Source organism: Acetomicrobium flavidum (genome assembly GCF_900129645.1).
Classification (GTDB): Bacteria; Synergistota; Synergistia; order Synergistales; family Acetomicrobiaceae; genus Acetomicrobium; species Acetomicrobium flavidum.
Genome location: NZ_FSQZ01000001.1, coordinates 1,991,669 through 2,015,682, shown reverse-complemented (window position 1 = coordinate 2,015,682; position 24,014 = coordinate 1,991,669). Strand labels below are relative to the sequence as shown.

The 24,014-nt window shown below is 45.5% G+C and carries 16 protein-coding genes and 2 CRISPR repeat arrays; of the genes, 7 read left to right on the top strand and 9 right to left on the bottom strand.

Features of this window, described 5'->3' with window-relative positions; all coding sequences use genetic code 11:
- Positions 1-674 precede the first annotated feature (674 nt).
- From BUQ78_RS09910 to nagB, 4 genes are all read right to left on the bottom strand, one after another.
- A complete protein-coding gene (locus BUQ78_RS09910) occupies positions 675-1,214 on the bottom strand; it encodes a macro domain-containing protein (RefSeq protein ID WP_074200112.1) in 540 nt (179 codons plus the stop codon).
- A 102-nt stretch (positions 1,215-1,316) separates the two neighbouring features.
- Positions 1,317-1,538, bottom strand: coding sequence for a sulfurtransferase TusA family protein (locus BUQ78_RS09905; RefSeq protein WP_074200111.1), 222 nt, complete (start codon positions 1,536-1,538; stop codon positions 1,317-1,319).
- Positions 1,539-1,559: 21 nt separating this feature from the next.
- The gene (yedE, locus tag BUQ78_RS09900; protein WP_074200110.1) at positions 1,560-2,651 is read right to left on the bottom strand and encodes a YedE family putative selenium transporter; all 1,092 of its coding nucleotides are present in this window, start codon (positions 2,649-2,651) and stop codon (positions 1,560-1,562) included.
- Between the two features lie 582 nt (positions 2,652-3,233).
- Positions 3,234-3,989 (bottom strand): glucosamine-6-phosphate deaminase, encoded by a 756-nt coding sequence (gene nagB, locus BUQ78_RS09895; RefSeq protein ID WP_318259633.1) that lies wholly within the window; start codon positions 3,987-3,989, stop codon positions 3,234-3,236.
- A gap of 385 nt (positions 3,990-4,374) precedes the next feature.
- Positions 4,375-7,996: direct repeats of the CRISPR family, unit length 30 nt; unit sequence GTTTCCATCCCTTATAGGAAGACTAAAAAC.
- Positions 7,997-8,374: 378 nt separating this feature from the next.
- Between nagB and BUQ78_RS09890 the strand changes: the two genes are divergently transcribed.
- The 7 genes from BUQ78_RS09890 to cmr6 all read left to right on the top strand — a co-directional run bounded on the left by BUQ78_RS09890 (position 8,375) and on the right by cmr6 (position 17,293).
- Positions 8,375-10,039 carry a CRISPR-associated DxTHG motif protein gene (locus tag BUQ78_RS09890; RefSeq protein ID WP_084532359.1) on the top strand — a complete coding sequence of 555 codons (1,665 nt, stop codon included), beginning with the start codon at positions 8,375-8,377 and terminating at the stop codon, positions 10,037-10,039.
- Positions 10,040-10,100: 61 nt separating this feature from the next.
- Positions 10,101-11,621, top strand: a complete 1,521-nt coding sequence (gene cmr1, locus BUQ78_RS09885; RefSeq protein ID WP_143228377.1) for a type III-B CRISPR module RAMP protein Cmr1 — start codon at positions 10,101-10,103, stop codon at positions 11,619-11,621.
- A 6-nt stretch (positions 11,622-11,627) separates the two neighbouring features.
- Positions 11,628-14,099: a type III-B CRISPR-associated protein Cas10/Cmr2 gene (cas10, locus tag BUQ78_RS09880; RefSeq protein ID WP_074200107.1), complete on the top strand. Its 2,472-nt coding sequence runs from the start codon at positions 11,628-11,630 to the stop codon at positions 14,097-14,099.
- The gene (gene cmr3, locus BUQ78_RS09875) at positions 14,096-15,190 is read left to right on the top strand and encodes a type III-B CRISPR module-associated protein Cmr3 (RefSeq protein ID WP_074200106.1); all 1,095 of its coding nucleotides are present in this window, start codon (positions 14,096-14,098) and stop codon (positions 15,188-15,190) included. Before cas10 ends, cmr3 begins: the two co-directional genes overlap by 4 nt.
- A 5-nt stretch (positions 15,191-15,195) precedes the next feature.
- Positions 15,196-16,113 carry a type III-B CRISPR module RAMP protein Cmr4 gene (cmr4, locus tag BUQ78_RS09870; protein WP_014806983.1) on the top strand — a complete coding sequence of 306 codons (918 nt, stop codon included), beginning with the start codon at positions 15,196-15,198 and terminating at the stop codon, positions 16,111-16,113.
- Complete coding sequence (gene cmr5, locus BUQ78_RS09865) at positions 16,110-16,475, top strand: type III-B CRISPR module-associated protein Cmr5 (RefSeq protein WP_014806984.1); 366 nt, start codon at positions 16,110-16,112, stop codon at positions 16,473-16,475. The genes cmr4 and cmr5 overlap by 4 nt, the downstream gene beginning before the upstream one ends.
- Positions 16,476-16,540: 65 nt before the next feature.
- Positions 16,541-17,293: a type III-B CRISPR module RAMP protein Cmr6 gene (gene cmr6, locus BUQ78_RS09860; protein ID WP_159432102.1), complete on the top strand. Its 753-nt coding sequence runs from the start codon at positions 16,541-16,543 to the stop codon at positions 17,291-17,293.
- A gap of 115 nt (positions 17,294-17,408) precedes the next feature.
- Positions 17,409-19,521: direct repeats of the CRISPR family, unit length 30 nt; unit sequence GTTTCCATCCCTCATAGGAAGACTAAAAAC.
- Between the two features lie 159 nt (positions 19,522-19,680).
- Here the strand turns inward: cmr6 and BUQ78_RS09855 are convergent.
- From BUQ78_RS09855 to BUQ78_RS09835, 5 genes are read right to left on the bottom strand one after another with little or no spacing between them, the layout of a single operon-like run.
- Positions 19,681-20,421, bottom strand: coding sequence for a formate dehydrogenase accessory sulfurtransferase FdhD (locus BUQ78_RS09855; protein WP_074200105.1), 741 nt, complete (start codon positions 20,419-20,421; stop codon positions 19,681-19,683).
- Positions 20,422-20,446: 25 nt separating this feature from the next.
- A complete protein-coding gene (locus BUQ78_RS09850) occupies positions 20,447-21,340 on the bottom strand; it encodes a triphosphoribosyl-dephospho-CoA synthase (RefSeq protein WP_318259631.1) in 894 nt (297 codons plus the stop codon).
- Positions 21,340-22,206: an ATP-grasp domain-containing protein gene (locus BUQ78_RS09845; protein ID WP_074200103.1), complete on the bottom strand. Its 867-nt coding sequence runs from the start codon at positions 22,204-22,206 to the stop codon at positions 21,340-21,342. The genes BUQ78_RS09850 and BUQ78_RS09845 overlap by 1 nt, the downstream gene beginning before the upstream one ends.
- Positions 22,203-23,141, bottom strand: a complete 939-nt coding sequence (gene mch / locus BUQ78_RS09840) for a methenyltetrahydromethanopterin cyclohydrolase (protein ID WP_074200102.1) — start codon at positions 23,139-23,141, stop codon at positions 22,203-22,205. Before mch ends, BUQ78_RS09845 begins: the two co-directional genes overlap by 4 nt.
- On the bottom strand, positions 23,128-23,991 hold the full coding sequence (locus BUQ78_RS09835) for a formylmethanofuran dehydrogenase subunit C (protein ID WP_074200237.1): 864 nt from the start codon (positions 23,989-23,991) through the stop codon (positions 23,128-23,130). The genes mch and BUQ78_RS09835 overlap by 14 nt, the downstream gene beginning before the upstream one ends.
- Positions 23,992-24,014: the final 23 nt, after the last annotated feature.

Genomic DNA, 24,014 nt, shown 5'->3' with positions numbered 1-24,014 from the left:
AGCTGCCCTGCCACAGCCTTGCTAATCTGGCCTGTAAGGTCTAGGGTTACACCCCTTACATTTTTAGAAACTTCAAGGTATGAAATTATCCCGATAGCCACAAATGATGCTATTACAACAGAAAGCACGTAAACCAAGATCTTGGTGCGTATTGATTTCATGAAATCCCCTCCATGCTTGATTTGATGTATAACCTAATGTCGCTTCTTTGCTACTCTATTATCAAAAAGATTAATATAATATAGCAATATCATCTTATCAATTTATCAATATAATATACCATATCACAATAATAAAGAGATGATTATACGGTGCGATCATAGTCAATATGCTTTATTGTTCTATGATCCATAATCTCTATGAGGGGAGTATTGTACAATGCAATACTATGCATGATATATTTACTACTATATGTGATAGTTAATGTAAATTTTCATATATTTTATCTTTTTTATCTTAAGGCTGTAAAGCCCCATCCCAGTTGACTATATATGTCGTAGATCCGAAGTCAATATATATTTCTGACTAAAAATAAAATTCGTGCTTTGATATTGCCCTGCCAGGCTTATATTTTATCTTGTCATCTGAAACCTTGGGATCGTAGTATCCCCTCTCCGTCAAGTGTATTCTATATAATTCACCTTCATTTTGGGCATAATTGCAAAACAAATAAGTTACATTAAACTTTCTAAACTTTCTAGAACCTTATCATGAACTCTGAGATCTCTGTCGCTGTGAAGTACAAATCGAATTTTCTTTACGTGTTTGAGCGTGGGGATGACTTCCTTGATCGTCTTTAAGGCCACCTTGGCAGCTTCCTCCACGGGATATCCGAAGATGCCCGTGGATATGGCAGGAAAGGCTATGGAGTCTATTTTGTGTTCATCGGCAAGCTTGAGTGCATTTCTATAGCAATCTGCCAGCAGTTTATCCTCGGGTTTATCTATGCCCCACCGCGGGCCCAGACAGTGGATGACGTATCTATTCGGCAAGTTGTGACCTCCCGTGATGACCGCCTGACCCGGTTTTATGGGTGCAAGAGGGCGACATTCCTCCTCAAGGCCTGGGCCGGCAGCCCGATGTATCGCTCCCGCCACTCCCCCGCCGGGCTTAAGCCATGCATTGGCGGCGTTGACGACGGCGGTCATGTCATGTTGACTTGCTATGTCTCCCTTTACGCATTCGATCGTCACGCCCGATATGGTCCTTTCCATGGCCATAACCCTCCTTTGCAATGTGCATTCGACAGCTACCAAGATCAATTATAAAGTTAGCCGGCTTGAAGGACAACCTCCAAGCCGGCAACGGGCGAAACGCTACCTTCTTAATACGATCTTAAATCCTCCCTCGGGCAATTCCTCGTAATTGACCTTCCAACCTTGGTTTTTGGCGAACCTGCTCACGTTCATGACCGATGTCATCGTGTCAACCAATACGTGAATTTCGCCGCTGCTTGTCTTTTCTATGGCCTTTTTCGTCTCGATGACCGGCTGCGGGCAGGAAAGCCCTCTGGCATCGACCTCTACCGTTTCAGCCATTTCATTCACCTCTTCTGCGTTTTAAATTTTCTCTTTCATCAAAAAGCCCACAAAAAGGCAGAACACGATGCCGACGATGGTCGCTGCCGGTCCGTACATGCCGGGGCCTGCTGGCGAGCTGGCCAGGCTGAAGTTATGCGCCGTAGCAGCACCGAAAAGCATTCCAAGGATAAATGTAGCCGCATCGCCGTCTCCTTCTCCGCTCATTATGAACTGCCTCCCGGGACAGCCCCCCGCAAGGGTAAAGGCGAGGCCCGAAAGCACCATTCCCATGGCATTCCACAGGGTGTTCGTGTGGGCTATGGGCTGTCCTTCAAAGCCGAGCTTGAACTGGCCGAGAAGCACGTTGGTGATGAAAGCAGCGACGATGAAGGCTATAATCCCGTTAAAGAGGTGAAAATCCTTGAACATTATGAGGTCACGCAGAGCCCCTACCGTACAAAATCTGCTCCGCTGGGCCAAAAACCCGACAAGAAGGCCTACGAGAAGCGAGAGAGCAACAGGTGCTGCCATGGAACCGGGGCCTTCCTTGGAAAAAAAGACGGCGGACGTCCCTTCCGGGCCAAAGCTTGGCCGAAGCAGCACGAAGACGAGGAGCGTCACGGCAACGACAGGCATTATGTAGCCTAACGCCTTTTTAGCCGGGTAATTACGCCCTAGGCTGAAGCCGTGCCACAGAAACGCTATGCCAATAACGATCCCTATGGCAAGCCCCACGATGCCCGGTATGGCATTTAAATCTCCCGCGCTCAGGCGAATGTATGCCCTCCATGGGCATCCCAAAAACACCAACGCCCCGATCATGGCAAAAAATCCCAGGAAGAAGCGAACGATCGGCGAAGACCCCGTCCGAGGCTTGTACTCCCCGTATATCAAGGAAGAAATGAAGGAACCCAATATGAACCCGGCAAGTTCGGGTCGTATGTACTGCACCGTTGCTGCCCGATGAAGTCCTAAGGCCCCTGCGATGTCACGGGTAAAGCAGGCTACGCAGATTCCCATGTTGCCGGGATTGCCCCAAAAGGTCAAAAGCGGCGCAAGTATACCCACTGCAACGCCCGTCAGGATCGGACCGCTACGCGACGTAAGCGCGCGACTTAAAGCTTTAAACACATCAATCCCACCTTTCTTGAAGTTAAAAGTAATTGTCTTGTCAGCATCGATGCATCCGCTTGGGCGCAGCGTTTAAGTGCTTCGTCGCTTCGGGAAAAGGGGGATTTTTTACGCTGAATTTTAGGCACGGGCAGTTACGAGAGGCAAGGAATTCCCGCCCAGTGCGCTATTTGGCAGCCCGAAGGACGAACGCAAGGATCAAAGGGCTTTCGGATGCACGAATGCGGGACCCGCATCCTCAGCGGGCCTCATTGGCGACCAAACGCAGCCATCATGGGCGAGACCTCCCTTCTTGCACGAATTATCAAGTGGATGATAGCACGAAATCAGGGGATTTCGTCAATTGCAGGTATTATCAGAAATTGTCTGAAAAACCTTTGAAATCTAAAAACAAGCAATCTTTACAAGAAACTTTAATATCCATTCCCTACGTTGCAGCACAACTTTGCTGCGATCATTTCCATGCATTGCAGGAAGCTCTAAAAGTATTTTGTGCCATAAAATTCTATGTGTGCCCTTTTATATTTTGCAAGCGCAACAAAAGCTTCAGTGATATTGCATGAACAGCGCTTTTTAATGACATCAACCTGCTGTTTTCCTTTCGAGGGCTTCCCCTGCAGCTTCGCGATCCATAATTATCGTGGCATCAGGATGAAGGTACAAAAAGGAGGCAGGCAGTTTCGTAGTGACATGCCTATCTTTTAAAAGGCTTGCCATTATGGTGGCCTTCTTTCTTCCGTTTGCAAGAAGAAGAATCTTTTTTGCCTTCATTATCGCCCCAAGCCCCATGGTTATGGCCTTTTTCGGCATATCCAGGGGATCATCGAAAAAGCTGCCATTGTCGCGAATCGTTTCTTCGGCAAGCGTTACGACATGAGTGTCGACCTTTAGCCTGTCGGCAGGTTCGTTGAAGCCTATGTGTCCGTTTCTGCCTATGCCCAAGATTTGCATGTCTATGGGGCCAAATTCCTCTATCTTTCTGTCGTATTCCCTGCAAAATTCTTCTATATCTTCTGCCTTTCCGTCGGGTATGTAAATGTTTTTGGGCTTTACGTTTACGTGGTTAAAAAAATTCTGGTACATGTAATAGCGGTAGCTGTGCTTGTTGTCGGGTGATATCCCGCAAAACTCGTCCAAATTAAAGGTTGTAACCTGAGAGAAATCCAGACCTTCCTCTGTGTGCATCCTTATTAGCTCTTTATACATCCCAAGGGGTGTGCCTCCGGTAGCCAGGCCCAGAACCAGATTCGGTTTTTTCCTTATCGCCTCAGCCACGATTGCAGCTGCATCCGAGCTCATATTCTCATAATCGTTTTTAACTAACTTTTTCACGAACATTGCCTCCCCGGCTGTCATGCATATTATTTAAAGAAAAATTCGCATCAGGCAAATGCCGACCCTTGCCGGAATTAAACGTGCACAGCCGAATATACTGCTGTCTACCCGGTGTGACGATAATTCTATCCATGGCCTTTTGTGTATTCGATACAGTTTTTGCTCAAACATATTATAACAACTGTTTACAGATAGGCAAACCCAACTTTGCATTTACAAAACAGCTGCTTTGTTTATCTGATTTAAAATCAAAAGAAGTGGTGCCTTAATTTTGGAGATGCCATAGGAAGGGCAAAAAATAATAGATTGTTAAATAATTTTTATAGAGTACAAAATCAACATAATGCAAAAACAAGAAAGGAGAGATTTAAAATGTTAAGGAGTTCAAGTTTCCATCCCTTATAGGAAGACTAAAAACGTTTAAAGAAGGAATGGATGTTCCACGTTTGAATACTTGTTTCCATCCCTTATAGGAAGACTAAAAACAGGTTTACCTAACTTTTTATAGAGGGCTTGACAAAGTTTCCATCCCTTATAGGAAGACTAAAAACAAATGAGAAAGTTGGGCATGGCAGGGCCATTAGACAGTTTCCATCCCTTATAGGAAGACTAAAAACAATTTGACGGAAAAGCTCTTAAAAAATCCCGACCTTGGTTTCCATCCCTTATAGGAAGACTAAAAACAAGTAGGTGTTTGAATGAGCTGGATCAGAAATCTTCGTTTCCATCCCTTATAGGAAGACTAAAAACGTCCCGTGTGCGGGCAGCGGGTATTCTTGGAAGATATGTTTCCATCCCTTATAGGAAGACTAAAAACATGAAGATATACATGAACTTAACATGGCGGATTTTGTTTCCATCCCTTATAGGAAGACTAAAAACAAGGTAGATATTTTCATGATTACAGAGCCGAACGAATTGTTTCCATCCCTTATAGGAAGACTAAAAACAGACTCTTCCACTTCATCTTCATCAGCCCAACCAGGAGTTTCCATCCCTTATAGGAAGACTAAAAACCTTTCACGGTCGGTGTGGATTTGTGCACCGTTATACTGTTTCCATCCCTTATAGGAAGACTAAAAACCCAAGGTAGGTTCTGATGAACAATTTACTACAATCAGGTTTCCATCCCTTATAGGAAGACTAAAAACCCATGTAGATGTTCAATTACAGATGATTAGTGCTGGTTTCCATCCCTTATAGGAAGACTAAAAACTAAGATTGAAGTTAGGAAGGGTGTAAAAGGTGAAGAGTTTCCATCCCTTATAGGAAGACTAAAAACTAGGACGATTTCCGCTTCGTCATCGCTTATATTCTGTTTCCATCCCTTATAGGAAGACTAAAAACAAGCCACGGAGTGCATGAATAAGTCTCTTGAGATCCTGTTTCCATCCCTTATAGGAAGACTAAAAACGCTGGGTGAGCATGGACGGCAACAGGATAACCTACATGTTTCCATCCCTTATAGGAAGACTAAAAACCGCCCTACTCTTCCGCCGGCTGGATATCTATCACCCTGTTTCCATCCCTTATAGGAAGACTAAAAACTATAAGCGGATCACGTCCTGCCCCGCTTCCTCGTCAGTTTCCATCCCTTATAGGAAGACTAAAAACACATCGGACATATTAATTACATTGCCTTCACCGGAAGAGTTTCCATCCCTTATAGGAAGACTAAAAACCGAGCCTTGCGGGAGTCCTGACGGCTTCGCTGCCCAGTTTCCATCCCTTATAGGAAGACTAAAAACAGAGACGGGCAGGCGCAGGATAATCATCTCCCTGTCGTTTCCATCCCTTATAGGAAGACTAAAAACGCGCATCACGGACGGCTGCCTTGTCAAGCCTGTACTGCGTTTCCATCCCTTATAGGAAGACTAAAAACGGGTTAAAAGAGAAGACGAGCTTGAGTTTATTGAATATGGTTTCCATCCCTTATAGGAAGACTAAAAACGAGAAAGAAAAGACATTGTGAAAGAAGGCGCAGAACTGTTTCCATCCCTTATAGGAAGACTAAAAACTGACGTGTCGGAATGCTACGAAAAGGTCCGATATCGGTTTCCATCCCTTATAGGAAGACTAAAAACTGATGCGGTGGCCGGCACTGCCTACGCAGGCCCGATGGTTTCCATCCCTTATAGGAAGACTAAAAACGCGCTGTGCCGCTTCACGCCGAGCGCATGGCGACGGGTTTCCATCCCTTATAGGAAGACTAAAAACCAAGGAAAATTACGACGTCAACTAACTCTCCAGCTAGTTTCCATCCCTTATAGGAAGACTAAAAACTGAAGACGGGATGAATGGTATTGTATATGCCGACGAGTTTCCATCCCTTATAGGAAGACTAAAAACTAAATAGTTCTTGCTTTTCCGTTATTGCTGAAATACGTTTCCATCCCTTATAGGAAGACTAAAAACTAAAAGCATAAAGGGAGGGCATAAAGATGGCGACAGGTTTCCATCCCTTATAGGAAGACTAAAAACCAAGGAAAATTACGACGTCAACTAACTCTCCAGCTAGTTTCCATCCCTTATAGGAAGACTAAAAACTGAAGACGGGATGAATGGTATTGTATATGCCGACGAGTTTCCATCCCTTATAGGAAGACTAAAAACTAAATAGTTCTTGCTTTTCCGTTATTGCTGAAATACGTTTTCATCCCTTATAGGAAGACTAAAAACTAAAAGCATAAAGGGAGGGCATAAAGATGGCGACAGGTTTCCATCCCTTATAGGAAGACTAAAAACCCTGGGGCCTGCCCTGCTTTCTTTACACGCCCGCTGGTTTCCATCCCTTATAGGAAGACTAAAAACTTGCAGGAGGCAAAACATATCCCAAATATTACATGGGTTTCCATCCCTTATAGGAAGACTAAAAACTCTTCGTGAGAAATATCCCGCCCCTCGGGTTTATGCCGGTTTCCATCCCTTATAGGAAGACTAAAAACATGACATTATTAACGCATCGAGAGAGGCTCAACTTTGTTTCCATCCCTTATAGGAAGACTAAAAACGCAGTTACACTTTCCGTTCCTACCTGTTTTTTCTTGTTTCCATCCCTTATAGGAAGACTAAAAACCGGGGACTGTATTCGGCATCACAGGATGGTCGAGATCAGTTTCCATCCCTTATAGGAAGACTAAAAACATGGTCGAGATCATAGGCTATCTTCGTGATGCCGAGTTTCCATCCCTTATAGGAAGACTAAAAACATTCATTCGGTGCCGACCTGTCGGAGCTTGAAAGGGGTTTCCATCCCTTATAGGAAGACTAAAAACATGGCTTGCGGAACTGGAAAAAATAGGGGCCATCAGGTTTCCATCCCTTATAGGAAGACTAAAAACTAGAAGTGGTGTATCCTGTTGAAGAGACATTAAGATGTTTCCATCCCTTATAGGAAGACTAAAAACTGCTCACCTCCCTCGGCTCTTCGTTTTCGCCATTCGTGTTTCCATCCCTTATAGGAAGACTAAAAACGAGGGATACCAATATGAGCGCTATAAATTGCGGAGTGTTTCCATCCCTTATAGGAAGACTAAAAACTCAGAGAAAAACTGCCGAGTTTTTCAGAAATGCAAGTTTCCATCCCTTATAGGAAGACTAAAAACCCAGACGACTTACCTTCACTTAGGGCCGCAAGGGAGAGTTTCCATCCCTTATAGGAAGACTAAAAACTTGAAATCGAAGGCGGAGCTTGGAGGTACGGGCGGCAGTTTCCATCCCTTATAGGAAGACTAAAAACACTATTGACGGGTCAAGAACGTTGATAATCCTTATGTGTTTCCATCCCTTATAGGAAGACTAAAAACCAAAAGAGCATCAACCGTTGCATGAAAACGAATGCAGGTTTCCATCCCTTATAGGAAGACTAAAAACTTTCGCTCATCTAAACTGCCCCCCTCTATCAGTTCATTGTTTCCATCCCTTATAGGAAGACTAAAAACCTGGATTCGACGCCGATGGCAGGCACAAGGACGGATGGTGTTTCCATCCCTTATAGGAAGACTAAAAACTCGTTTGATATGTGATTGCTGATGCAAGTATAAAACATGCCGATGTAATAGTCAAATCACTTTTGTACTATAAAGACATTCGATGGTTGACGAATTTATGGCTGGTTTTAGCTTGTGTCGATCCCCAGGGATTTATGCACTACCGGGGATCGACACAGTTTGTCATTGGGACTTGGCCATAATTATGCTTTTGGTACATTGCGCAACCAGATCTACTTTGAAAATTTTATTATGCAACTTCGATAACTTGCATATTGACCCTCCGTTGGCTTGTATAATATACTATGTCTAACGAAGTAATCTTAGTATACTTTAAATATCAGCTCAAATATATCTATTTACATTAGCATGAAATGTAATAAGGAGGCGATGTGTTGATTGGCTAAAATTCTGACATTTCTTGGAACCGGTAGTTACAACACAAGCAAAATCAGCATTAAGTATAACGTTTTCGAAAAAGGTGCTAAGGGAAGTTTTGAAATGGGGTATCCCATTTTCCCCATTGCTCTTGCCGAATGCTTTCGCAGGATAAAATCGCAGGAAAACCTAAAAATTATATTTTTTCTTACCGAAGAATCGGAAAATAGCCCTAACTGGAAAACAGCACAATCATATTTAGATGAACATCAAATACAATATGATCATGTATCCATATCAGCCAACCCCGAAGCAAATCCCCCGGACCTAGTTGCCAAAATGCTCGATGTTATAGAATACGGCGAAAAGGTCTTTATAGACACTACCCATTCGTTTAGGTCCATCCCGATCATGGCCGTAGTTATATCTCTTTATGCCAAAGAGGCTAAAAACGCGGACGTAACCGTCGTATACGGACAATACAACAATACTACATCTTCTACGGAGTGCCTTAATTTAACGTCCATCATAGGGATGGCCGAATGGCTTTTCGCCGCAAGGGAGTTTAGGGAATACGGATTTAGCGGATTGCTGGGCGATTTGGTAGAAAAAAGAAACAAAGATTGTCATACATGCGGCGTTACAGACAAAAAGAACCTTCCGTTGGAACTTTCTAAGCTTAATAGCGAATTAAGCGAACTGTCGCGAGCTCTTAGATTGGGATCCATACGCATGATTCGGAAATCTTTAAATAGATTCATGGCCCATGTGGCATACAAAACAAGCAAAGTTCACGACGAGATCAAAAGATGCATCCCCGAGCTTGAACCATTAATAAAAAAGATCATAGAAAAATACGAAAAGCTGGACACAAAAAATAGTGAAGTGATAATCGACAAAAACGAACTTGAGGCGGAACGGCAGCTTATAAAGTTTTACATTGCAACGCAAGACTACGGAATGGCCGTCAGACTGGCTAGGGAATATCGCATCAATTTAAAATTATTTTCTTATATATGTGCAGGAGTAAAATTAAACCCGCTGGACAGAAAAGACCGCGAATCCATAAGATTGCCAAATGAAGATAATATACTGCGTGATGCAAGAAACCATGTGGCCCATTTTGGTTTTAGCGACAGCAATCCGCCGGGAATGGACAAACTAGAAAAGCGCCTTAAAGAAATAGCAGATCAAGATGTAGACCGGGCAATCGAGGAGTTTAAAAAACAACTTTGCTTTGACACCCGGAAAAAAGCCGTAATCTCCCCAATGGGCAACGCAAAGGGTGCTCTTTATACGATACTAAATCACGGAAAACCTGACGCGCTTGTCGTGCTTACCTCTGAGGAATTAAAAGATAACGTTAAAGAAATCACCCAAAAGGCCGATTTTAGCGGAAATGTCAGCGTGGTAACGGTAAAAGACCCCTTTGAGGGAATCGGCGAAGTCAAACGAGTGCTGGACGAGATAAGCGCATTTTTAAAAGAGCAGGAGGTCGACGAAGTTACCATCAACCTGACGGGTGGTACATCTTTACTAGGCTATATCGCCGAAAGGATCGGAGAAGAACTCAGACATCTTGGAATTCCAACAAAACATGTCATAGCAGTAGACAGACGTTCCCGCAAAGAACAGGATGAAAATCCCTATGTTATTGGCGAGGTATTGAAGCTTCCTAAAGTTTGATGCCATTAAGAGTGGTAAAAGTATGTTCGCATGTAAATGCAAATTTAGGTGGTGATCGCGTTTGTCTCAAAAGATCGTGACGTGTAAAGTGGTAACACCGATGTTTTCCCGCGGAGCAGAAGAGCCGATTTATGATAAAAATGCCAACGCATCTGTATACCCCTTTGAATTGCGACCGCAAAGCGTCAAGGGCGTATTGAGGTTTTGGTTTAGGGCTGTTGCTCCTCTTGTAATCGATGTACATAAGCTTAAAACAACCAAGGACGACAAAGACGAAAAAATGGATTCAAAGCGCTACAATCAAAAAGGCAATGACAAAAATTACGACGGCTTAAAACTTATTGAATCGCTGATTTTCGGCTCCCAGGATGTTAAGGCACCTTTCGGGCTAACGGTGGAATGGAATGATCGCGGTAAGCCGATTGGGTTTTTTAACAAAGAAGATAAGAAATGTAAGTTTTTCTCGAACATTTTTGGTACTTTTGATAAAAATGCTGAATCCACAAATTCACGACCCAAAAAATTCAGATTTGAAAATGTAAATTATGCCCTTTACGGATTATACGACTCAAGCTCTGAAAATGAGCACATGTACAGCTTTTTACCGGCTAATTCTACGCTTAATATCACATTTTTCATAAAAGATGAAAGTGTTTGGCCTATTTTACAGGGGTTGCTAAAGCTCGTCTCAGTCTTTTCGGGCTTTGGCGCAAAGACCAGAAAGGGATTTGGCGAGTTCGAGATAATAAAAATAACAGGCGACGATGGCTCGCAAGAAGCAACATTTTCCAGGGATTCGTTTTTCTGTGCCAAAAATAGCGATGAGGCTTGCGTTAAAAAATTTATCAACGAAGTTGCAAATTCAATAAGTAAATTTGCTGAAACATATAATGAAAGACACAAAGATAGCAGTTTTATTTTAGAACAAACTAAATTTAACGATGTACCTGAGTTTCCCAACTTTACGGATAATATTATCTACGTTCCCCACAATTTAAGTTGTCAAAGTACAAAATTTCTTTTTGAAAGACTGTATAAAACCACTAAAGACCACAAAGGGTTATATCCTCAGGCAAAACAAGAGCTGCGCAAATGCGAGTCACGTGATTGTATCAATGATCTGATATCCGCACTGGAAGGACAAAAAGAAAAAGAAAAGGTAAAAATTCCCCCAACTATCCTTGGCTTGCCCCTGCAATACTACAACTTGAAACCTAAGAAAACCAAAATTAAAGATTTTAACAAACTTAAGATTACTATCTACTCTTCTCTGGCCGGCCTTGCCGACGATGAAACGGGAAGAAAAGCCTCTCCCCTATTTGTATCCATTCACAGGCGAAATGACAAATGGTTTCCCGTCTTTCTTATCCTGCCAAGCCAAATGACCAATAAAAGATTGGATGACGGGATTATTCTTGAAAGGGAAGTAAGTTTTGACAATCATTCAGGTCCAAATAACTCAAATCAATCCGAAAACAAAAGCACGCAATGTTCAATTAACGAAGATTTTACCATTACTGCCTACGAAGATTTTAAAAAGCTCAAAGAAATTTTAGAAAAAATTTCCCAAGGGGGGAGGTGATCCTCGATGACCGACAATCAGACGGACGATAAACGGGAATTTTGGAAGGCCAAACTGTCGGCCCTCTTCCATGATCCTCTTGGAAAGGTCTTGGATGTAAAGAATCACGAAGACAAGGCTCAAAAGATTGCTGCCAAGCTGAACATAGAATACAGCCGTGGTCCGGAAGACCCCATAGCAAGCAGCATGGACAGGCTCCCTCTGCCCTTCGAAAACCCCTACAAAAAAGCAGGAGAACAAATAAGAATAGCTCCTGATGAAATCGAGATAATACATCCTTTTTCCAGCAAAAAGCTTTCAGACGACATAAAAAGCAAATTAAACAACGCAAATGCTGATTACGTCGATCTTGTTTCAGATCTGATCGACCAAAACAAAGGCACTGACGGGATCGACTACGAGAAAACATATCACGCCGTATGGTGGAACTTACCCTATTTGACAGACATGGCGCAGTTCATCCCGGCAGACAGCCGCATTCCTAACCACTCTATCATAGATCATCTTGACACCACTGCAGCCTTAACGCCATGCGTAAAGGGCAACTATGTTGAAGCGTCGCTAATAGCAGTGGCCATAGGCCCCGTTCAGGAGTTGATAGCGCAGGCCAGAAAAACGAGGGACCTTTGGGCCGGAAGCTATCTGCTTTCTTATCTAATTTACAAGGCAATCGAAAAAGTCGGGCTTAACTACGGCTTTGATGCCATAATTTACCCCTATCTTAGAGGCATACCTTTCGTGAAGGACACATTGGAAAAATGCTTGGGCGTCAAAATGGGAAATTTTTGCACCTTGCCGCCTATGAGCGACAAAGTGGCTTCACTGCCAAACATATTCGTCGCCGTCGTTCCTACAGGGAATGTGGATGTAATTTTAAGTGAATGCAAAGAAGCCGTGACGTCTTCCTGGATGGAAATCTGCAATGACGCCTGCAGTGAAATCATCCGACAAAAGGATCGGGCAGGCCAAGGGTCAGGCAGAGTGCAATATGTCGCTGATTTTAATAAAGATTCCTTTCCCCACCAAGCGGAGATCTTTCCCAACATATCGGCCGTAAGCTATCCGCTGCTTGACCCAAAGAATGCAGTAGATGAAGTCAAAAAATTCTTCACCGGCTCGGGAGCAGAAGAATATCAAAAGGTCTTAGACGATATTGGCAAACTAGGCGGTTACAAGCCTAATAAAGGCACCTATTACCGTTACAGTTACCGGATACTTACGTCCAAGCTCGCCGCCGTAAAAAAAATTAGGCGTTTTAAACCCTTCTGCGATGACTCCAGCCTTTCCGGAATCAGTCAGGCTGACGATTTTGGGGGCAACGTAAAGGCATGCACGATTTTCATGGAAAAAGACGAACAAGGCGACGAAAAAAGGGATATGCTCGGCGCGTTAAATTCGGTAAAAAGAGTGCTTGCCACGGTATTGTCAAAGGAAATACGCTACGAATCGACTCTAGACGTGGCCCATAAAAACGGATCAGACAAAAACGACTACATTGCCATACTGCTTATGGACGGAGATAGGATGGGTGAATGGGTCAGCGGTGACAAGGCGCCAAACCTTGACGTCTTTACCCATTCAAAGGTAAGGGATGCTTTCAAGGCCAGCAGAGACTTAAATAAGATTTGGGACGTCATTTCGAAATTAAAGCCCGTTCAGCCATCGTACCACAGGGGCCTTTCACGTACTCTGTCGGTCTTTTCCTCCCTCGTTGAAGCTGTCATATCGGAATACGACGGCATGCTGGTTTACTGTGGCGGAGACGATGTTATGGCCTTGCTGCCTGCCGTAAACGCTTTGGAGTGTGCCAACAAAATAAGAAAGCTTTACTCAGGAAATGAAAAGATTGAGATCAAATACGGCAATAAAACGTACCACACGGACCAGGAAGCCCTCTGGACAAAAGGCAAACCCATCGCTCCCCTAATGGGTTCAAGCGCCACGATGAGCGCGGGGATAGCTGTAGCACACTACAAATCCCCCCTGCAGTTTGCCGTAAAACTTGCCAAAGAAGCGGAAAAACATGCAAAGGAAGTGCTGGGGCGCAACGCCTTTGCCATTAAGCTGATGAGGCGATCAGGCCAGATGGTGACGGTCGGATCCAAATGGGGCTACGATGACGTGAACGATACGGCGCAAGTTGCGGTTGATATCATCAAAGGTATGACTGACCTAAACATATCCCACAGAAGCATTTACAAACTACTGTGTCCGGATCTGCCCCTCTTCGAAGAGGATATCGACAAACTGACAGATTACGTCATATCAAGATCCATACAAGCCAAGGAAAAAGATAAAGCTGAAGAGTTGGGAAAGCTCAAAGAAAACTTAAAGCGTTTTATTGGAGCTGTCTTTAGGCAGCATAAGAAGATATCAAGCGAGGATATAAAGGAAATGCCTGACATAGAGACGGCTTTAAAGGCCCCAATAGATCTTCTTTTGACATTAAGGCTTATGAAGCGTGGTGATGAGCGATGAAGCTGTGGGCTATCTATTTCGAACCGGAAGATTGGGTGGCCTTCAAGGAAAACCGCAGGTTTAGCGCCTCCGACCGCGTAGAAAGCCGATTCCCGTCGCCTTTCCCCTTTTACGGGGCGCTCAGGACTGCACTCATGAAAAATTGGGGCATAAAACTTCCTTATGGAAAGATGGCACAACTTACCACCGAAGAGCAAGAAATCATCGGAGACGCGCAAAATGCCGGAAAGCTCAGACTTTTTGGCCCCTTCATATTTGAATACGACAGTCCAGATGGCAACACATTTAGGCATTATTTCCCAGCGCCCAAGAATATATATCGCGTCAAAATTGGAAATGAACTGACATATAAGACCATGCCTCTGATAAAAGTGGACAATCAGGACAAAAAGTTTTTATGTGATGACGACCTAAATCTTAACTGTCTGCCCTGGATACCGGAATTCGAAGGTGCCGAGGAAGCGGATGAAAGCTACATAGAGCTTAAAGACCTTGAGAACCTGCATTGTGGCATGACTTTCAAGCTATCTAAACCCAAGATATCCGTGGAATCCCGTTTTGGAATAGGCATCGAAAAAGGGATAAAGCGTGCAGCTAGGCATTTGCTTTATACGCTGACCTTTTATAGGTTTAACCGCGGTGGGTTCTTCATGCTCACCGAGGACGAAGAAACTGTTGATCTCATCTGCAAGGTTCGCATAGAGGGCGTATTTTTAGGATCTAAACAGCGTTGGGCAAAAGTTTATATGAAAGAGCTTGAAACTGCCGCCTTAGACCTTTCGACATCCGGTGAAAATACAGCAATATCGCTCATAACCCCTGCCCTGCTTGACGGGGGCATTGCACCTGCATCCGGAAAAGTAGGACAGACCGAAATAGTCGCTATAGCCGGCAGCAAAAAAGTGGCCGTAAGCGGCTGGGATATGGTTAATAGCAAACCGAAGCCAATATACCATGCAGCTGGCCCAGGGACTGTTTACTATTTAAAAGGAATACCGAGTAACGAATCATCGCTTAACAGTAAGTTAAAGGACTTCGGATTTGGAAGATTCATTTCCATGAAATGGGAAAGCTTTAGGGGGGAGGAATGAAGGTTATGCAAGATAAAGCGGTATATTTGCTATATGCAGAAACACAGCTACACGCTGGCAGCGGGCCGGAGATAGGCAGTATCGACCTTCCCATACAAAGGGAACGAAAGACGCGCTTTCCGGTCATTCAGGGCATTAAGGGAGCATTGCGGTCGTATTGCAGGATAAGTCATTCAGACCAGGTAGAAGAGATTTTTGGGAGCGAGATTGAAGGCAGCGCCAACAGCAAACCCGGCAATGTCGCCTTTTCCGAGGCGAAGATATTGCTTTTTCCCGTAAGAAATCCTGATAAGCTGTTCGTATGGGTTACCTGTCCTCTGGTCATGTCAAGGTTTTTAGACGCTTTGGATTCAAAAAACACAAGCAGCAGCGACACACCTGATTCGGGCAGCTGCTATTATAAAGAAAAATTAAACCGGCTCAACAAATTGCTCCCCCAACTGAGCGACGAAAAGGCCTTCTGCCTGGGCAATGTTTCAAGAAATGAAAAGGTATGGCTGGAAGAAATTGCCCTTGACTCCCTGAAAAATCAAAACGAAAAAGAAATTATGGCCGACATATTTAAATCCATATCGAAGTGTGCCCCCATCGAGTATCTTCAAAATAAGCTTACAGAAGACGTGGTCATCGTAAGCGATAACCTGTTTTCGCAGATAGTAGCGACCATGACGGAAGTCGTCCCAAGGATAAGGCTGAGCGAAAGCGGCACAACCGAAGAAAGAGCGCTTTGGTATGAAGAGTATCTTCCGCAGGACACAGCCATGTATTTCGTTGCAAGGCCGACTGTATATGCCAATGAAGGCATACTTGGTAAATTAAACGATGCGATTGATGGGCAACTGATAAACATAGGAGGTAAAGAGACGGTAGGCAAGGGCATGGTTTGGGTAACCCTTTTTGGCCGGGAAGGTGACAAACAGTGATACATAAAAACCTCGAGATGGCTTATAAGGCAATGGCCATGGTCAAAAGCGTTGAAGAAAAGCGCAGGGAAGATTACCTAAGGACCGTAAGAGGGCTTGGCAGCATGATCATTGGAAACGGCATCGCGGCAACGCTGCTTTTTTTGAAGAAAAAAGGTTTCGACGAGGCTATAAAGCATTTAGATGAGCTTATAGGTTTAAAGGCCGATATGAAAGATTTCAGCGCCCGGATATTTAGCGAATCAATGACAAACAAATCTCTGACCGCCGCCGAATACCTAAACGCCCAGCTAGCTGCCATCGACGGCGCAAGCTGGCTTAAACGCTACGCCGAGATATACTTTGGCGGTGATAAAAAATGACCTACCCCTTTGATCACCTGCCCGACAGCCTCAATCTTGGCCTTTACTGGGATAAGTATTTCTTTTTGGAGCCAAACAACAGGAGGGTTTTTGAAAATCACAACAGGGATGAAAGAAACCTTGCTCTAGAATTAGCCAAACACTTAAACAGTAAACTGCAAAGAATGACAAAAGAGGGCGATCGAAATCCATTTAGTATATTGTGCAATAAATTAGATTATTTAATTAATAATCTAGGATCCAAAATGAGCAAGGTCTGTGATTTAAATTTTAGACTCAAAGGCAAGCTGCTCGTCGGTTCGGGCAACCCATCGGCCCTTGAAGTCGGCATGACCTTTTCAAGAAACTATGGCATACCAGTAATACCCAATAGTGCAATAAAGGGCTGTCTGGCGCATTATCTTAAAAGCAATAACCATTTAGTTGAATATTTCAAAGAGCTTTTTGGTGAGGACATAAAGGGGGGCGAAAATGGGGAATCAGAAAATATAAAGGGTTGCCTGATATTTTTGGACGCCATACCCATAAGCGACTTGAAATTTGGCGTAGATATAATAAACAGCCATTTTCAGCCGTATTACATGAACTCTGACCATCCGCCAAACGACTGGTACAATCCCGTTCCCGTAACATACGTTACGGTCTGTGCCGGAACTTTCAGATTTACGATCTTGAAAGACCGTACGAAAAGCGAGTTACCTGACACAGTTTTTGGAGAATTAGAAAAACAACTAAAGCAGATGCTTTGCAAAGCAGGCATAGGAGCAAAGACAAATTACGGATACGGAAGGTTTGAGGAAATAACAAATAGAAATTAAAGCCACAATAACAACAAAATAAGCTGCCGGAGAAAGTCACATTTCTTCGGCAGCTTATTTTTTTTAGAAATCCGAAACCTGGCCAACATAACCGAATAGCGTAGAAGCACCTTTGGCTTTTATCCCTCATAGGAAGACTAAAAACTGGGCGGAATACTGTAGACACACGAGAATGAACAAGTTTCCATCCCTCATAGGAAGACTAAAAACGAGGAGGCTGGTTTTTATGTTGAAAAGGAGATTGGATGGTTTCCATCCCTCATAGGAAGACTAAAAACACCTTTCCTTATTAAAGGAAGCTTTAACATCTTTAGGTTTCCATCCCTCATAGGAAGACTAAAAACAAATGTTTGAAGCTAACGATTACGAATTTTTTGAAACGTTTCCATCCCTCATAGGAAGACTAAAAACCATCTTTAGAGGAATTGAATCTTATTAAAGGTAGGGTGTTTCCATCCCTCATAGGAAGACTAAAAACGACGCACCGCCCATATAAACTCACGGGCGAGTTCGTGTTTCCATCCCTCATAGGAAGACTAAAAACCTTTTTGTCTCCGATTCGATCATCTGCTCGATGACAAAGTTTCCATCCCTCATAGGAAGACTAAAAACAAAAACTGCATAGTCGACAGGCTTGCGGTTGTTTACGCGTTTCCATCCCTCATAGGAAGACTAAAAACTGGTCAGTGGAACGCTCAGGACGTATGACTTGGCGTGTTTCCATCCCTCATAGGAAGACTAAAAACAGGGTCATGAACTGGGATGGAATTTACATCGCAGTTTGTTTCCATCCCTCATAGGAAGACTAAAAACGGGCGCCATGTCGAGGGAAAAAAGCATGGCCGTGCCGTGTTTCCATCCCTCATAGGAAGACTAAAAACTCGGCGGAATGCACATGGAAAGGCGCGGGGCCGAACGGAGTTTCCATCCCTCATAGGAAGACTAAAAACTCGTCCTGGTACGGTGAATTTTACAAGATCATCCAGTTTCCATCCCTCATAGGAAGACTAAAAACATCTCCCAGTCTAAGGGGAACATAGGTAAAGATAAGAGTTTCCATCCCTCATAGGAAGACTAAAAACGTTTGTGCATTCTGTGATTTCATCGTCATCACCTGCCGTTTCCATCCCTCATAGGAAGACTAAAAACGTGATATTTCATGGCTAAACTTACAAGAAAACAGCATAGTTTCCATCCCTCATAGGAAGACTAAAAACCAGGCGTAACTTCGGATAGTTCCTACCCTAGTTATATGTTTCCATCCCTCATAGGAAGACTAAAAACAAGAGCCGGCCAGAGCGAGATAAGTTATATTATTCGAAGGTTTCCATCCCTCATAGGAAGACTAAAAACGCAAATTCTTAAAAATTTTACACCCACCTTACCCCCGTTTCCATCCCTCATAGGAAGACTAAAAACGTTTACGGCCTTGAGTGAAGAATATTGCCTGTACGTACGTTTCCATCCCTCATAGGAAGACTAAAAACCCAAGCTTCTGCCTTCGGCGCTTGATCTGCAATTCATGTTTCCATCCCTCATAGGAAGACTAAAAACACTCGAGCACAAGCTTGAAGATACTGGCTTCTGGGAGTTTCCATCCCTCATAGGAAGACTAAAAACTTTCACCAGGGAAGATGCCACCGCCTATATCTACGTGTTTCCATCCCTCATAGGAAGACTAAAAACAAATAACTTTTGGCAGTATAACAAAAACGAAAAGAAGTTTCCATCCCTCATAGGAAGACTAAAAACCCTCGTTTACGCAGTCGAGGTCTGACTGCCGTGGTCTTCGTTTCCATCCCTCATAGGAAGACTAAAAACCGGAAAACCAGAGGAAGGCCATATTTGCCATATGCAGGTTTCCATCCCTCATAGGAAGACTAAAAACCCACAGGTATGTGTATAATAGCGAACTGGAGGGTTGAGTTTCCATCCCTCATAGGAAGACTAAAAACCCGTTCGTTGCGGCAGGGGGGTTAGGGTTGGCCATGGGCGCGTTTCCATCCCTCATAGGAAGACTAAAAACTCTGCAAAGAATATGCAATCCTTGCAGTAGTACCCTAGTTTCCATCCCTCATAGGAAGACTAAAAACCATTCTAGGGTTTCCGTAAAATCATTCTTTGGCATCCAGGTTTCCATCCCTCATAGGAAGACTAAAAACATACCACAAGGTTCTTGGGTAACATTGATTAGGTTTGTTTCCATCCCTCATAGGAAGACTAAAAACCCTTTGATATATGATTGCTGACGTAAGTATAAAACATGCCGATGTAATAGTCAAATCACTTTTATATGATAAAGACATTCGATGGTTGACGAATTTATGGCTACTTTTAGCTTGTGTCGATCCCCAGGGGTTTATGCACTACCGGGGGTTGACACAAATTTAGTTGTTGTTTATTCGCGTTTCGTCAAACTCAGCAATTCGGGCGGGGTGGGTGTAGACGTTCATCCTCCCCTCGCGGATGAAGCCAATTAAGGTCATACCGCAACCTTCGGCTAAGGCTGCAGCTTCACACGTCGTCGCCGATACGCTGCCCAAAATGGGAATGCCTGCCAGCGTCACCTTGCTTACAAGCTCGCACATGAGCCTTCCGGAGATCAAAAGCATACATTCGCCCATGTCGACGTCCTGCATCAACGCCCTGCCGATGACCTTTTCGACGACGTTGTGCCTACCGATGTCTTCAACCAAAAAATACTTTAGGCCGTCGCGGCGCAAGAGCAAGCCGGCATGAAAGGCGCCCGTCTTTCGATAAAGAAAAGCTTCCTGGAGATGTTTAACGCCTTCAAATATCGTATCTGCGCTCGTCTTCCAACTCGGCGCCATATATGAAGCTTTAAGGGTATCAGGCCCGGGCGCGGCCTTTAAAATCACGTTTACCGCGTTGCCGTAAACGTCCATGCTTGCCACGTCGCCATAACGCGCTATAAGGCCACAGGAAAAGATATGCCCAACGGCAAGCTCTTTCATGTCGCCTTCTGAGGCCCTTAACGTGGCAAAAGGACGGCCACCTACGTTTATAAAGACATCCTTTTCGTGGGCTACGATGTCCGCATCAAATGACCATGATCTGTCTTTTGCGTAATACTTAAAGATGTTTTTTTCACTGAAACCAACCGACATGACGAAACCTCCCATGAGACCGACGTCACCATCTCTTGATCAGCGAAGGCAAGGCGCCTTTATGGATGCAGTCGAGCAGGTACAAAAAAAGCCCCGAAACGGTGAGGTCTGCCGTCGTGCCCGGGTTTCTCTTGTTGCCGACGCGTCTGAGGTAAAGGTCAAATTTGCGCACAGCTGCCTTGCCGGTTGCGCTGTAAAGTCCACCCGTTTTTAGGACTTCAGCTGCCCTTTTTGAGACCTTTGCCGCCTCCGTGATGCCAAGCTTCCTTGCGATCAAGGTGTCGGCCACCTCAGACAGTATCGTCAAAAAGGCCTGGACTATGGCGTCGCGCATGGATAATCCTTTATTTAGCGCTTCCCATATGGCAGGTAGGGATATCTCAAAGGTTACGGAAAAGTTCGTCACGTACTCCCTGGCGATCGAATCGCGATGTGCTGCTTCTGCCATGGCTTGCTTTAAGGGGATGCCGGCGTGAGCCTGCGAGACGTCGTACCGCTCTACCTTGCCCATGCCTCCTGCGCCTGACAGCCTGATGGCCTCGTACACGCAGTCAGCGTCCCCTTCCGTCAAGTTGTCTAAGACGTCTTCAAGCGAGCTTCTAATGGCATCGAAACTTCCGTCAGCCTCACAGCTTCGGGCAGCCTTGCAAAGCGGCGCCAAAAGAAGCAAAATGCCCAAGTTTACGTTCGTTGAGGTAAGCTTCGACTTGTCTTTAATACAACAAAGGACGAGCTCGCCCACGGAAAGCTCGTCTAGTCGCTGAAACGAAGTGCCCATGGCTACCGCCCCGGCAAAAAAATCAAAGGGGTTTGAGTCGCTAAAAGCCCCTTCTACGTGGACGTTGCCGGGCTTTTTGGCGCACACCTCAAATATGCAAGCAAGTTGAGCTGCCCAGGTGATCTCTTTGGTATCGTACATCATGGATTTAACCCAAGCAGTGCCTCTACGATCGTCGAAGCGATATCCGGCTTTGCCACCTGCTGCAATCCCCTCCAGCCGGGGATGCCGTTTACCTCAAGCAGGTAAAGCTCTCCTTCCTCTGACGGCAGTATGTCGACTCCCGCGTAAAAGGCCCCAACGGCGTCGGCAGCCTTCAAGCTCAAGTCGATCAGATTTTCGTCAGGGACTAGCAAGCTAGCTTGAGCACCTAAGGCCACGTTGCACCTCCAGTCGTAGGATAGCCTTTCCATGGCGGCTATGACGCTGCCGTTTACCACAAAGGTCCTTATGTCCCTGTTTCCGTGAGGTATGAACCTCTGAAGGTAATATACGTATCTATATTGATTCAGCGCCACGAACACCCTGTGTGCCGTTTCGGGGTCGCTAACCCTGGTCATGCCGCGTCCTTCCGAGCCAAACACCGGCTTTACCACGACGTCTCCGCCAAGCTCCGCGAAGGCTGCCATGGCGTCGTCGTACCTTTCGGTGACGCATGTTTCAGGGACCTTTAAGCCGGCCTTTGAAAGCAAGGCGGTGGCGTACATCTTATCCACCGTCTTTTCCAAGGCGTCAGGCGAGTTGATCACCTTGGCTCCCTTGACCTCCTCAAGCACGTGAAGCAGGTCGACGCGAAAAATCACCTGCTCAAGCGACCCGCCGGGTAGGGAGCGGACTAAAATAACGTCTCCAAGGTCTGCTTCGTTGACGGAAATGAGATCGTCGTTTATTAAAGCCTTGAGGTCCCTCGTGCGCAGCACGTTTACGCTGACGTTTCGTTCCGCGAAGGCTTTGATTAAGACCTCGACGTGCCAGGCGTTTGCGGCTCCAAGGATGGTCGCTTTCATCTAAACCATTCTCGCCTAAGAAGCTCCACGTTTTCCCTTCCCACAGAAGAAAGGTGGCCGGTCGCCAGGTTGTTAATCGTCACGACGGCGGGGCTAAAAAGCATCGGGTCTACCTGATAGAAGTCGTAGTTGTATCTTTTAAAGAGGTCCAAAAAGGGCAGGCCGTAATCGCTCGACGACGAGGAGGGAAGCTTTTCGACAAGCGAGTCGACGGCAACCTCGTCACGCAGGGTGATCCATACCTTTCCCCCGTATAAGACCGCGTCGTTGGTCCAGCCCATGGCCGTCATGAAATCCTCCGGCAAGGGAGGAATGGGGCATGTGCCAAACCCGTGCAAGACCTTAGAGACGTCGTAGCCCAGCTCAAAGAGCTTGTGCAGTGCGGTTTCAACGACCCTTGATACTATCTGTATGCTGCCTGCCAGAGAGTTGGTGGGCGCTATCAGCACGTAAAGGTTGCTAATATCCACCTTGCAGCAGGCTGCTACCGTCTCAAGCAGGCTGTCTGGGGGAAATTTGGAAGATTCAATGGCAAGAACCGCCACGGACGACCTTTCCCTGTAACCAAGCGTTGCATAAAGGGGTTCATTGCCGTAAAGCGACCTTGCAGGGCCGGAGCCCAAGGCATAAAAGCCCTCGCCCTTGAGCGCCCAACCGGCGTACTGCGAAGCCAGGCAGGCAACGGAAGGATTGGCGACCTTTACGACGACGGATGGGGCGGAAAGCTCAAGGTCAACGGCAAAGCTCACGCTTCCCAATCCCCCCAGGCAGGCCTCAGCAAAAAGCCTGCCCGCCTCATAGGAACCGTTTGAATTTATGCCTGCGTCCACGATGGTAGCCCCGCAGCCTGCCTTAAATGCGGATACGCCCACTTCGTCAGACCTGTCGATCATTTCTTTGACGCGCTTAAAGGCCGATTCGTTAAGGTTTATCAAGGATCAATATCTCCCCTTTCCCAAGTGCAGACATGTCGCCTGCATACCTCCTGTAAGGCCCGTTTAACATTTCCTTTGTGACGGCAAAGCCCAGATCGCTCAAAAATTTAAGATAAAGCTTTAAATAAACGGGCGTGTAAAGGCAGCTATAAAGAAACGTTGGAAGGACCCTTTCGGTGCCGCCCAAGGATACGATGCTTCCCCTCTTCATGCCTCCGCCGGCGTTAAGCCCCATCTTGCCGAACACGACCATGGTCCCCGCTATCATGTTTGCCCCTGCAAAGTCTCCTACGTCGCCGGAAACGGCTATAAGGCCCCTTCTCATGCCCTCCCCCGCCCTGCTTCCCACAGAGCCGAACACGGCGATAAGCCCTCCCCTCATTCCCTTGTTGTTTCCGGGAAGAGGAGAGCCGAGCATCGCCTTGGCGTTGCCGTTTACGATCACTGTGCCGCCCGACATCTCACAGCAGCAGCGCGGCTCAAGGTTGCCGTTTACGACCAGCGTGCCGCCCTTCATGTGCTGGGCCAGATGCATGCCCGCGTCTCCGTTGACTACCACAAGCCCCCAGGTCATGTTTTCGCCTATGTGTTTTACGTGCCTTAGGTCGCCTTCAAAGATGAGTGCCTCGTTGCCGTTCACGGTGACGTCAAAGACCTCGCCAAGCTCCACGACGTCTTTTCCCGCGTGTATCTTTAAAGCGCAAATTTCATTGACGCTTAGGCCTAGCACCGTCTCGGGCAATATCCCGTCGACTTCTATCGGGATCGTGCCGGCCGTCTTTAAACTCAAGGTAACGCCATTGCTAACTGAAACGGTCCTTGCCAAGGTACATAAGGCACAACTTTGCATGAGCTTCACCCCGATGTTTTGTG